The following is a 12,618-nucleotide window of genomic DNA, read 5'->3' on the forward strand; positions in this document are numbered from 1 at the left end:
CCCGCACCACCCCGCACGCCCCTGGAGGTCCTGTGTTCCCCGTATCGTCCGCCCAGCGGCGGCTGTGGTTCCTCAGCCGGCTCGGCGAGACCGGCGCCGCCTACAACTGCCCGCTCACCACCCGACTGCGCGGTCCCCTGGACCCGCAGGCGCTGACCGCGGCCCTCGGCGATCTGACCGGGCGCCACGAGGTGCTGCGGACGGTCTTCCCCGAGGTGGACGGCGAGCCCGTGCAACACATCACCGACGCGGCGCCGGAGCTGCCCCTGGTCCGCCTCGGCGAGCCCGAGCTCGCCGACGCGCTGGCCGCCGAGGCCGGGCACGTCTTCGACATCACCACCGAACTCCCACTGCGAGCACGCCTGTTCGCCCTGGGCGACGAGGAGTGGGTGCTAGCGCTGGTGATCCACCACATCGCCACGGACGGCTGGTCCTGGGGGCCGCTGCTGACCGACCTGGCCACCGCCTACGCCGCCCGGTGCGCGGGCGCGGCGCCCACCTTCGAGCCGCTGCCCGTGCAGTACCGGGACTACACGCTGTGGCAGCGCGAGCTGCTGGGCGCCGAGGACGACCCGGAGAGCCTGCTCGCCGCACAACTCGCCTTCTGGACGCGGGAACTGGCCGGCACCCCGGCCGAACTGGCGCTGCCCGCCGACCGGCCGCGCCCGGAGGTGGCGAGCTTCGCGGGCGGCTCGGTCCCCCTGGAGCTGGACGCGCAGCTGCACGGACGACTGCTCGAACTGGCCCGGCAGCACGGCTGCACCCTCTTCATGGTCCTCCAAGCCGGCCTGTCCGTCCTCCTGTCCCGCCTCGGAGCCGGCACCGACATCCCCATCGGAACCGTCGTCGCCGGCCGCACGGACGAAGCACTCGACGACCTCGTCGGCTTCTTCGTCAACACCCTCGTCCTGCGCACCGACCTCTCCGGCGACCCGACCTTCACCGACCTCCTAGAGCGGGTGCGGGAAAGCGACCTCGCCGCCTTCGAGCACCAGGAGGTGCCCTTCGAGCAGGTCGTCGAGGCGGTCAACCCCGAACGGTCCCTCGGCCGCCACCCTCTCTTCCAGGTGATGATGACCCTGGACAGCGGCGCGGGTCCCGTCTTCACCCTGCCCGGCCTGGAGTCCGCGGAGCAGACCGCCGCCTGGGACGTCGCCAAGTTCGACCTCACCGCCGACTTCCAGGAGCAGTGGGACGCGGGCGGCGCCCCGGCCGGGATCGGCGGAGCCCTGGAATATGCGACGGACCTGTTCGACCGGGCCACGGCCGAGGACCTCGCGGCCGCCCTCGCCCGGGTGCTGGAGCGCCTCGCCGCCGACCCCGCCGCGCCCGTCGGGCGGACCGACCCGCTCTCCGTCGAGCAGCGCGCACTGGTCCTCTCCGGCTGGAACGACACGGCCGCGCCGGTGCCTGCGGGGACCCTGCCCGAGCTGTTCGAGGAGCGGGCCGCCCGCACCCCCGGTGCGACCGCCCTGGTCTTCCGGGACACCGCGCTGACCTTCGCCGAGCTCGACGGCCGCGCCGACGCGCTGGCGCACCGGCTCGCCGGGCACGGGGTCGGACCGGAGCACCTGGTGGCCCTGGCCCTGCCCCGGTCCGCCGACTCCGTCGTGGCGCTGCTCGCCGTACTCAAGGCGGGCGCCGCCTTCGTCCCCGTCGACACCGACTACCCGGCCGAGCGGATCGCGCACCTGCTGTCCACCACGACCACTGTCGTCACCGACGCCGCGACCGCCCCGGGGCTCCCGGACACCGGCGGCGTCCGCATCCTCGTCGATGCGCCGGGCGCGGCCCCGGCGGGCTCCGCCGGCCCCGTCCCGGGCCGCCGGCTGCTGCCCGGCAGTGCCGCTTACGTGATCCACACCTCGGGGTCGACCGGCGAGCCCAAGGGCGTCGTCATCGACCATGCGGGGCTGCGCAACCTGTACGCCTTCCACCGGGCCGGGGTCATCGCCCGCGCGGAGGAGCTGTACGACGGCCGCCGGATGCGGATGGCGCTGACGGCCGCACTCTCCTTCGACACGTCGTGGGAGGGGCTGCTGTGGATGGTGGCCGGCCACGAGCTCCATCTCGTGGACGACGACACCCGCCGCGACGCGGCCGCGCTGGTCCGGCACATCGCCCGCGCCGGCATCGACGCCCTCGACGTCACCCCGACCTACGCCGAACAGCTCGTCGAGGAGGGCCTGCTGGACGATCCCGTACACCGGCCCAAGGTGCTGCTGCTCGGCGGCGAGGCGGCGGGCGCGGCCCTGTGGACGCGGGTCCGGGCCGCCGACGGGATGCTCTGCCACAACCTGTACGGGCCCACCGAGTGCAGCGTCGACACCCTGTGGTGGGACGCCGCCGCCAGCGAGGAGCCGCTGGTGGGCCGCCCGCTCGCCAACACCCGGGCGTACGTGCTGGATGCCGGGCTGCAGCCGGTCGCCCCGGGCGTCCCGGGCGAGCTGTACCTGGCCGGGCCGAGCCTGGCCCGCGGCTACCTGAACCGGCCGGCGCTCACCGCGGGCCGCTTCGTGGCCTGCCCGTTCGAGGACGGCGCCCGCATGTACCGCACCGGCGACCTCGTCCGCTGGGACCGCGAGGGCCGCATCGAGTACCTCGGCCGCGCCGACGACCAGGTCAAGATCCGCGGCTTCCGCATCGAACCCGGCGAGATCGAGGCCTGCCTGCGGGCCTTCCCGGAGGTGGCGCAGGCCGCGGTGCTCGCCCGTGACGGCGGCCCCGCCGGGAAGCGCCTGGTGGCGTACGTGGTGGCGGCCGCGGGGCGCAGCGCCGACCCGGCCGCGCTGCGCGGGCGGCTCGCCGCGCAGCTGCCGGACCACATGGTGCCCTCGGCCTTCGTGGTCCTGGACGCCTTCCCGATGAACCGGAACGGCAAGCTGGACCGGGCGGCGCTGCCCGCACCGGACTTCGGCGCGCTGCTGTCCTCCTGCGCCCCGCGTGGGCCCCGCGAGGAGCTCCTGGCGGAGCTGTTCGCGCAGGTGCTGGGGCTGCCGTCGGTGGGCGCCGAGGACAGCTTCTTCGAGCTGGGCGGCCATTCGCTGCTCGCGACCCGGCTGCTCTCCCGGATCCGGGCCGTCCTCGGCGGCGACCTGGGCATCCGCCAGCTGTTCCAGCACCCGACGGTGGCCGGGCTGGCCGCCTGCCTGGCGCAGGGCTCCGCGGCCGGGGCGGCCCCCCGGCCGGCCCTGACCGCGGTGGCGGAGCGGCCCGAGGCCCCGCCGCTGTCGGCCGCCCAGCGCCGGCTGTGGTTCCTGAGCCGGGCGGGCCAGTCCGCCGGCTACCACTGCCCGTTCGCGCTGCGGCTGCGCGGCCCACTGGACACCGCGGCGCTGGCCGCGGCCCTGGGAGACGTCACCGACCGGCACGAAGCCCTGCGCACGGTGTTCCCGGAGGCGACGGGCGAGCCGTACCAGCGCGTGCTGCCGGCAGGGTGCGGCGTTCCGCTGGAGCTGGTGGAGTGCGGTCCGCAGGGCACCGCCGCGGCCCTCGACGCGCTGCTGGCCCGCCCGTTCGACCTGGCCGGCCAGCCCCCCGTACGGGCGGCGCTGCTCGCCGCCGGGCCGCAGGAGTGGGTGCTGGCCCTGGTCGTTCACCACATCGCGCTCGACGGGTGGTCCTGGGGGCCGCTGTTCCGGGACCTGTCCGAGGCGTACGCCTCCCGGTGCGCGGGCGCCGCGCCCGCCTTCGCCCCGCTGCCGGTGCAGTACGCCGACTACACGCTGTGGCAGCGGGAGCTGCTCGGCTCGGAGGACGACCCGGCGAGCCCGGTCTCACGCCAACTCGCCTTCTGGACCGACGCGCTGGCCGGTGCACCCGCCGAGCTGTCCCTGCCCTACGACCGGCCGCGCCGGGCGGCGGCGGACTTCGCCGGCGGCTCCGCCCCCGTCGTCCTGGACGCCGAGCTGCACGGCCGGCTGCTGGAACTGGCCCGCGAGCACGGCTGCACCCTCTTCATGGTGGTGCAGGCGGCGCTGGCCGTGACCCTGTCCCGGCTCGGCGCGGGGGACGACGTCCCGATCGGGACGCCCGTCGCGGGCCGCACGGACGAGGCCCTGGACGACCTCGTCGGCTTCTTCGTCAACACCCTCGTCCTGCGCACCGACGTCTCGGGCGATCCGACCTTCGCTGAACTCCTGGGCCGGGTGAGGGAGATCGACCTCGCGGCGCACGAGCACCAGGACGTGCCCTTCGAGCGGGTCGTGGAGGCGGTCAACCCCGAGCGCTCCCTCGCCCGCCACCCCCTCTTCCAGGTGCTGCTCCAGGTGCAGGCCGGCGAGGACGGCACGCTCGCGCTGCCCGGCCTCGACGTACGCCCCGAGCCGTTCCGCTTCGACGTCGCCCAGTTCGACCTGACGCTGGACGTCCAGGAGCACCGGGACGCCGAGGGCCGCCCCGCCGGGATCTCGGGCTTGCTGGAGTACGCCGCCGAGCTGTTCGACCACGCCACCGCCGAGGACCTCGCCGCGACCCTGGTACGGATGGTCCGGCTGCTCGCAGCGGCGCCGGGGCTGCCGATCGGGGCCGCCGACCCGCTGACCCCCGCGGCCCGCCGGCGGGCGCTGGTGGAGTGGAACGACACCGCGCTGCCGGTGCCGGAGGCCACCGTGCCCGAACTGTTCGCGGCGCGGGCCGCCCTCGCCCCGGACGCGACCGCGCTGGTGCACGGCGCCGAGCGGATCGGCTTCGCCGCCCTCGACGCCTGGTCGGACCGGCTCGCCCATCGCCTGGTCCGGGACGGGGCGGGTCCGGAGCGGCTGGTGGCCATCGCCCTGCCCCGCTCCCCGGCGGCGGTGGCCGCGATGCTGGCCGTCCTCAAGGCCGGTGCGGCCTTCGTCATGGTGGACACCGGATACCCGGCCGGGCGGATCGCGCACATGCTGGCCGACTCCTCCCCGGCGCTGCTGGTCACGGATTCCGCGACCGCACCGCTGCTGCCGTCCGCGGAGTTCCCGCTCGTCCTCACCGACGAGGCGGACGAGGCGGACGAGGCAGACGAGGTGGACACCGCCGCCCTCGCGCCCGGTGCCGGGCAGCTGCGGCCGCCCCGGCCGGGCGACGCCGCCTACGTCGTGTACACCTCGGGGTCCACGGGCCGGCCCAAGGGCGTCGTGGTCGACCACGCCGCGCTGCGCAACCTGTACGCCTTCCACCGCGCCCACACCATGGCCGAGGCGGAACGGACCGCCCTCGGTTGGCGGTTGCGGGTGGCGCTGGTGGCCTCGCTCTCCTTCGACGCCTCCTGGGACGCCCTGTTGTGGATGGTGGCCGGGCACGAACTCCACCTGATCGGCGACGCCGAGCGGCACGACGGCGCCGCCTTCGTCCGGTATGCCGCCGACGCCGCCCTCGACGTCGTCGACACCACCCCCACGCACGCCGAGCACCTGATCGAGGAGGGCCTGCTCGACGCCCCGCCGCGGCTGCTGCTGATCGGCGGGGAGGCCGCGGGCGAGGGGCTGTGGAGCCGGCTGCGCGCCACGGAGGGGATGCTCGCCTACAACCTGTACGGACCCACCGAGTGCACGGTCGACGCCCTGTGGTGGGACACCGCGCACAGCGAACGCCCGCTCATCGGCGGTCCGGTCGCCAACACCCGTGCCTACGTGCTCGACGCGGTGCTGCGGCCGGTGGCGCCGGGGGTGCCCGGCGAGCTGTACCTGGCGGGTGCCGGGCTGGCCCGGGGCTACCTGCGGCGCCCGGGCACGACGGCGGAGCGGTTCGTGGCCTGCCCGTTCGAGGACGGGGCGCGCATGTACCGCACCGGCGACCTCGTCCGCCGGGACGGCGAGGGCCGCATGGAGTACCTCGGCCGCGCCGACGACCAGGTCAAGATCCGCGGCTTCCGCATCGAACCCGGCGAGATCGAGGCCGCGCTCGCTGCGGCGCCCGGGGTGGACCGGGCCGCGGTCACCGTCCGGGAGGACGGACCCGGCGGTGCGAAGCGGCTGGTCGGGTACGTCGTCCCGGCCTCCGGCGGCGGTACGGGCTCCGCGGTGGACGCGGCGGGCCTGCGCGCCCACCTGGCGGGGATGCTCCCGGCACACATGGTGCCGTCGGCGTTCGTCGTGCTGGACGCCTTCCCACGGACCCCGAACGACAAGCTGGACCGGGCTGCGCTGCCCGCGCCGGATCCCGGCGAAGCCGAGGACGGCCGCGTGGGCCGGGCGCCGCGCGGCCGACGCGAGAAGGTCCTGGCGGGCCTGTTCGCCCAGGTGCTGGGGCTGCCCACGGACTCCGTGGGTGCCGACGCCGGCTTCTTCGACCTGGGCGGTCACTCCCTCCTGGCGGCCCGGCTGATGGCCCGGGTACGCGAGGCGCTGAGCGAGGAGCTCGGGATCCAAGACCTGTTCGCCGCGCCCACGGCCGCGGGGCTCGCCGCCCGCTGCGGCGGCCCGGTGTCGCGCGGGGACGCGGACCCGCTGGCGCCACTGGTCACGCTGCGCACGGGGGCGCCCGGCACGCCCGCACTGTTCTGCGTCCACCCGGGCGCGGGCACCGGCTGGGTGTACCGGGGGCTGCTGGAGCACCTGGATCCGCAGCGGTCCGTGCACGCCCTGCAGTCGCGGGCGCTCAGCGCGCCGGAGGCGCGGCCCGGGAGCGTCACGGAGATGGCGGCGGAGTACGCGGCGCGGATCCGCGCGGTGCAGCCGCACGGCCCGTACCACCTGCTGGGCTGGTCCTTCGGGGCGGTGGTCGCGCACGCGGTGGCCGTGACGCTCCAGCAGGACGGTCAGGAGGTGGCCGGCCTCACCCTGCTCGATGGGTATCCGGCAGCCCCCGGCGAGCCGGCGGCCCCGGCCGCGGACCCGCTGCGGGACCTGCTGGAATCGCTCGGCTATCCGCCGCGGGAGGAGTGCGGCGCGGCCGAAGGGGTGCCGCTGACCCTCGCCGGGCTGATGGCGGCGGCCGCCGCCGAGGAGGGCCCGCTGGCGGTCTTCGACGGGGAGACCGTCGCCGCCCTCGGTGGGGCCTACGTCCACCACGACCGGCTGGCCGCCGCCCACCGTCCCGGGGTGTTCCGGGGTGGGGTGACGCTGGCCGCCGCCGCCCACGAGCAGGACGCGCCCGGGCCGCGGGTGTGGGAGCCGTACGTCACCGGCCCGGTCGCCCATCACGAAATACCCTGTGCGCACGGCGAGATGATGGCGTCCAAGCCCGCCGCCGAGATCGCCGCGCTGCTGGTCGAGGGCATGGTGGGCCGGTGAGCGCCGGTCGCGGCGCGCTGCGCCGCCGGGACTTCCGGCTGCTGTGGGCGGGGGAGTCCGTGAGCCAGTTCGGGAGCGCGGCCACCCGGGTACTGCTGCCGCTGATCGCGGTGGACACGCTGGACGCGGGGCCCTTCACGATGGGGGTGCTGGGCGCCGCGGCCTGGGTGCCGTGGCTGCTGTTCGGCCTGCCTGTGGGTGCGTGGACCGACCGGATGCGCCGCCGGCCGGTGATGATCGTGTGCAACGCGGTGTCGGCCCTGCTGATGCTGTCGCTGACCGCCACGGTCTGGCTGCAGGTCCTGACGACCGCTCAACTGATGCTGGTGGCGGTTCTGGCGGGCACCGCCGACGTGTTCTTCCGGGCCGCCTACAGCGCGTACCTGCCGACCCTACTGCCGCACGAGGAGCTCGCCGACGGCAACGCCCGGCTCCAGACCAGCGAATCGGTCGCGGAGGTCGTCGCACCGGGGGCGGGCGGGGCGCTGGCCCAGGCCGGGGGCACGGCGGCCGGTTTCCTCGCCGACGGGCTGAGCTTCCTGGTCTCGACGGCGCTGCTGCTGCACATCCGGACCCCGGAAGGCCCGCCGGGCGGCGAGGAACGGGCCGCCGGCCGACGGTCGTTGGTCACCGAGATCCGCGCGGGCGTGGCCTTTCTCGCCCGGGATCCGTTCCTGCGGACGATCCTGCTGTGCGACGCGGCGATGAACCTGTTCCTGGCCGGGGCGCAGTCCCTGTCGATCCTGTTCCTGAGCCGGACGGTGGGTGTGCCGGGCGCGCTGATCGGTGTCCTGATCGCGCTGGCCGGGCTGGGCGGGGTCCTGGGCTCGGTGGTCTCGCCGCGCCTGGCCCGCCGGTTCGGGACGGCCCGGGCGGTCCTGTTGTGCGCGTTCTGCGGAGGCCCGTTCGGGCTGCTGATCCCGCTCACCACGGACGGGGTGGGGCTGCTGGCCTTCCTGGTCGGGGAGTTCTGCCTGATGACCGGGGTGGTCGCCGGGAACGTCATCATCGTGAGCTTCCGGCAGGCTTACTGCCCACCGGACATGCTGGGTCGGGTCGGCTCCACCATCCGCTTCGTGATGTACGGAACGATTCCCGTCGGCAGCCTCCTCGGCGGCTCCCTCGGCGCCCTCCTCGGCGAACGCGACGCCCTGTGGCTCCTCTACGGCGGCAACGCGCTGTGCGCCCTGCTCCTCCTGACGGGCCCACTCCGCGCCGGGCAGGACCTCCCGACGGTCCCGGAGCCGGCCGAGGAGGGGAACGGGGTCGCCCCGTGAGCGGCCCAGGAGCCGGCTTCTCCCTGGAATGGCAGGTCAGCGCCAGGACCAGGTCCTTATGCCGCCGCGCGAGACCGCGTTCAGGGCTGGGCGGCCGACGAAGGAGAATCCGCTGATCTGCCGGTACGCCGCATCACGGAAGACGAGCGGGCCGGACACCCACTCCTTCGACGCCGCCACCGGCAAGGAGAAGGAGGAGGACCGCAGCTTCCGCGACGGCATCGGCCCCGTCCAGGACATGCTCCCGCACAAGGACCTCGTCATTGCCGTCCACTCAGGTGGCAACGTCCAGCCCTTCTCCACGTACGAGCGGTGGTGACGACCGTCATCGGCGACACCACCATCCGTTCATGTGTGGAGGTTCTCGCACGCCGCAGCCGCGTGGCCAGGGCAGGTCTCGCTCTCCCCGGAGGCGGTGGCCGGGTGCGGTCAGGTCGGGCCGTAACCCGGGTATCCGTTGACGAAGGCTTCGTAGAGCAAATAGGCATTTGCGGACTCGACCACGAGGCCGAAGAGGACGAGGAACATGGTCACGGCCACGGAGCCGGCCTTCTCGCCGCGGGACTCCGGGACCCGCACGATGTGCGGCTTGTCCGGATGGTAGGCGGCCTCGACGGTCGGACCGCCGCCGCGATGGTGCAGGGTCCGGTTCTCCCCGTGCAGGTCCGTGTAGACGTACGTGCCGAATCCGCCGCCCATGATGCGCGAGTGTCCGACCTGTCGGGCCTGGACCGTGATGCCGTCGCGCGGCAGGTACCACTGGAGGTAGAGGTCCTCCACACCCATCCGCGCGTAGGCCAGGCTCGCCGCGCCGACCGGCCCGACGAGCAGGGTCAGGAGCGCGACGATCCACTGGCCGTGGATGCCGACGGCGAGCGCGAGGGCGAAGAAGACGGACCCGACCGAGACCAGCCCGATCCGCGTCCTGCGACGGCCTCTGCGTCTTCGTTCCTCGTCCGGCGTCTCGGTCAGGACCCGCACGACGACCAGCGCCGAGCCGTCGACCGGTTCGGCCCCGGCCGCGCGTTCGGGCAGGTTCGCGGTGACCGCGTCGGCGAAGAGCGCCGCGGCGGCCTCGCTCACGTCGGCCAGCGCGTGCACGGCGGGCGCCGCCCCTGCGCGTGCGGTGAGTTCGACGGCGAGCGTGCGCCCTTCGGCGCGGATACGTGCGACGGCCGGGAGCGGGATCCGCACCTCCTCGTCGGGGCGACGCAGGACGAGTGCCTCGTCCTCGTAACGGAGCGTGGCTCCGAGGGAGTTGCGGAGAACAGGTATGGGTGAGGTGGTTGGCATGTGCGTCATCGTAGGGTCGCGCGCTCAGAGGAGCGCGGCAGGGCGGCGATTGCCGGGTTTCGGGATGAGCGTGCAGGTCCTCGCCGACCCCTTCGGCCGGCTGCCGTGGGCCTCGCCGGCCCTGCCCGGCGCCGTCCACGATGTCCGCGCGGCCCGCGAACACGGCATCGTCGACGCCCTTGCCGAGGTCGGCGTCACCTGCCGGGCGGACCAGGTCTATCGGGGTGCCGGTGGAACGGTCCGCACCCCCTACTGGGACCGCTGGGAAACCCCTTCCACCGGTCAGAAGGCTGCCAACCGCGCGCGAAGATCCGCGCACTCGTCGAGCAGGCCATGGCCACCCTCAAGGCTGGCGACTCCTCCGCAAGATCCGATGCTCGACCACCCGCATCACCGCACTCGTCCAGGCCGTCGCCGTCCCGCACCTGGCACGTGGCGCGTCATCGGGGAACAGGTTGATAACCCACCGGAACGGCTCACGCACCGGGATCGGGATGATCGCCGAGGGCCGGCCCGCCCACCGCCGTATGCACGATGCGCGTGCGTACGACGACGACGCGGGGCAACCCGCTATGCCGGCTCCGTTTCCGGCTCACCGCTCGCCGGCAAGGTTCAGGTCTCCGGAACGAGCGTCGCTCGAAGGAAGATCCACCGGCTTGGGGCGACGCCATGAGTGAGCGATCGGACGAGAGATCGGACGCCACCAGGGATCCACGGGCAGCGGTCCGGCAGGCTCGAAAGGCTCGCCGGGACGCGGGAGCGCCACCAACTGGCCGCCCTCTTCGGCGGCGTCGACCGTCCACTCCCCCGGCTCCGCCCAGGCATGGAGAGCGAGGTTGAACGTGCCCCAGTGGATCGGCAGCATCGTGCCGTGGGGGGTGCCGCCCTGGAGGTCGAGGTGGGCCCGCATGCCTTCCTCGGGCGTCATGTGGATGTCGGGCCAGTACTCCGAGTAGGCCCCGATCTGGATCATCGTGGCGTCGAAGGGGCCGTGTGCGGAACCGATCTCCGCGAAGCCGGGGAAGTATCCGGTGTCGCCGCTGTGGTAGATCCGGTGCTCGTCGCCCGCGACCACCCAGGAGGCCCACAGGGTGTGCTGCTGGTTGCGCAGACCGCGGCCGCAGAAGTGCCGGGCGGGGGTCGCCGTGAGCGACAGCCCGCCGATCCTGGTGGTCTCGTTCCAGTCGAGTTCGCGCAGCCGGTCGGGCGACACGCCCCAGCGCTCCAGGTGGGCACCGACGCCGAGCGGCACCGCGAAGAGCGTGTCCGTACCGGCCAGCGCCTTGATCGTCGGCAGATCGAGGTGGTCGTAGTGGTCGTGCGAGATGACCACGACGTCGACCTCGCCGAGCGCGGCCAGCGGGAGCGGCACCGGGTGAAGCCGCTTGGGACCGGCGAAGGGGAAGGGTGAGCAGCGCTCGCCCCACACCGGGTCGAAGAGCACCCGGTGCCCGTCGATCTCCGCGAGCACACTGGAGTGACCCATCCAGGTCAGTCGCAAACCGGTCGCGGACGGTTTCGCCAGGTCCGCGAGGGTGGTGGGGTGCACGGGGACGGCCCCGGCGGGGCTGCGCCCGAGCCGCTGCTCACGGTGGAAGTAGATCTTCGCGAACTCCGTCATCGACCCGGAGGGCCTGTTCCGGGCCCCGACCGGGTTCTGGAAGACGCCGTCGGCGAAGTTCGGTGAGCGGCGGATCCGCTCCAGCCTGGCGCCGGACGGGTCCGCGCCGAAGGCTTCGGGCCGCAGGGCGCGCAGCCGGGGACGGAGGGGACGGGAGCCGGTCAAAGCGCCTCCAGGGAGGGTGCGGTCGGTGCGGTCGTATCGCTACGCCCATCCCAACGCACACCGGCCCCGAAGGATTCCGCCCGCCCCTCCCGACCCTTCCTGCGTCGTCCCGTCCTCCCGCCTCGCCCGCGTCCGCAGCGGCTACAGCGGCAGCAGGTCCGGGCGCTTCGCCTCGACGTGGTCACCGGAGGACTCGCCGCGCAGTCGACGGCCGATCCAGGGCACCAGGTACTCGCGGGCCCACTGGATGTTGTCGCGGGTCACGTCCACCGAGCCGCGCGGGCGCAGCTGCGGCCACGGCTGGTCGGGGTCGGCCGGCACCTCCAGGCCGAGCACCTGTGCGGCGCGCAGTGCGACACGGGTGTGGCCCTCGGGTGAGAGGTGCAGCCGGTCCGCGTCCCAGGCGCGCCGGTCCTGTACCGACTTCAGCGACCAGAGGTCGAGCACCGGGCAGTCGTAGCGGTCGGCGATCGCGCGCACGTGGGCGCTGTACGTCGCGACCTTGCCGCGGATGTGCTTGAGGACGGGCACACCGCGGGTGTCGAAGCCGGTGGTGATCATGACGTGGCCGACGGCTCCGGTGAGGTCGGCCACGGCCGCCTCGAAGCGTTCCGCCACGTCGTCCGGGTCGCTGCCGGGTCGGATGATGTCGTTGCCGCCCGCGCAGAAGGTGACCAGGTCCGGCGCGAGGGCCTTGGCCCTCGGCACCTGGTCGGCCACGATCTGGTCGAGGAGCTTCCCGCGCACCGCGAGATTCGCATACCGGAAGTCGTGCTCTTCGCGCTGATCGGCCAGGAGTACGGCGAGCCGGTCCGCCCAGCCGAGGAAGGAGTCCCCGGGCCCCGGGTCCCCCACGCCCTCTGTGAAGCTGTCCCCGATCGCCGCGTACGAGCCGATGGTCTTGAGTTTCGTCGTCGTCGCTGCCACGAGAACCCATCCTTCACTCCCGTAACCAACCTACGCCAACGTAATGAGGGGTTGACGGGCCGTGATCTGTACCACGCGGGGGATAAGGAATAAGTACGCGTGGGGCCGGGACCCCCCTCGGGTC

Annotated in this window: 6 protein-coding genes and 1 pseudogene; 4 read left to right on the forward strand and 3 right to left on the reverse strand. The window is 74.0% G+C overall.

Features of this window, described 5'->3' with window-relative positions:
- Nucleotides 1–32: 32 nt before the first annotated feature.
- From ACFW2G_RS15350 to ACFW2G_RS15360, 3 genes are read left to right on the forward strand one after another with little or no spacing between them, the layout of a single operon-like run.
- The gene (locus ACFW2G_RS15350; RefSeq protein ID WP_384580833.1) at nt 33–7,211 is read left to right on the forward strand and encodes an amino acid adenylation domain-containing protein; all 7,179 of its coding nucleotides are present in this window, start codon (nt 33–35) and stop codon (nt 7,209–7,211) included.
- Nucleotides 7,208–8,488 (forward strand): MFS transporter, encoded by a 1,281-nt coding sequence (locus ACFW2G_RS15355; RefSeq protein WP_384580835.1) that lies wholly within the window; start codon nt 7,208–7,210, stop codon nt 8,486–8,488. Before ACFW2G_RS15350 ends, ACFW2G_RS15355 begins: the two co-directional genes overlap by 4 nt.
- Before the next feature lie 28 nt (nt 8,489–8,516).
- Nucleotides 8,517–8,807, forward strand: a complete 291-nt coding sequence (locus ACFW2G_RS15360) for a hypothetical protein (protein ID WP_384580837.1) — start codon at nt 8,517–8,519, stop codon at nt 8,805–8,807.
- 110 nt (nt 8,808–8,917) lie between these two features.
- Here ACFW2G_RS15360 and ACFW2G_RS15365 read toward each other — a convergent pair whose 3' ends face one another.
- On the reverse strand, nt 8,918–9,781 hold the full coding sequence (locus ACFW2G_RS15365; protein ID WP_384580839.1) for a hypothetical protein: 864 nt from the start codon (nt 9,779–9,781) through the stop codon (nt 8,918–8,920).
- A gap of 61 nt (nt 9,782–9,842) precedes the next feature.
- Here ACFW2G_RS15365 and ACFW2G_RS15370 point away from each other — a divergent pair.
- Nucleotides 9,843–10,221: pseudogene (locus ACFW2G_RS15370) on the forward strand (transposase family protein); the annotation flags it as partial.
- A 152-nt stretch (nt 10,222–10,373) separates the two neighbouring features.
- On the opposite strand, the gene ACFW2G_RS15375 reads toward ACFW2G_RS15370, so the two are convergent.
- Both ACFW2G_RS15375 and ACFW2G_RS15380 read right to left on the reverse strand, forming a co-directional pair.
- A complete protein-coding gene (locus tag ACFW2G_RS15375) occupies nt 10,374–11,567 on the reverse strand; it encodes an MBL fold metallo-hydrolase (protein ID WP_384580841.1) in 1,194 nt (397 codons plus the stop codon).
- Between the two features lie 141 nt (nt 11,568–11,708).
- Nucleotides 11,709–12,494, reverse strand: a complete 786-nt coding sequence (locus ACFW2G_RS15380; RefSeq protein ID WP_037916063.1) for an SGNH/GDSL hydrolase family protein — start codon at nt 12,492–12,494, stop codon at nt 11,709–11,711.
- Between the last annotated feature and the right edge of the window lie 124 nt (nt 12,495–12,618).

The organism is Streptomyces sp. NPDC058880 (assembly GCF_042742535.1).
Taxonomy (GTDB): Bacteria; Actinomycetota; Actinomycetes; order Streptomycetales; family Streptomycetaceae; genus Streptomyces.

Coding starts and splice junctions, on each gene's coding strand:
- ACFW2G_RS15360 (WP_384580837.1), top strand. CDS start 8,517: ATGGCAGGTCAGCGCCAGGACCAGGTCCTTATGCCGCCGCGCGAGACC.
- ACFW2G_RS15365 (WP_384580839.1), bottom strand. CDS start 9,781: ATGCCAACCACCTCACCCATACCTGTTCTCCGCAACTCCCTCGGAGCC.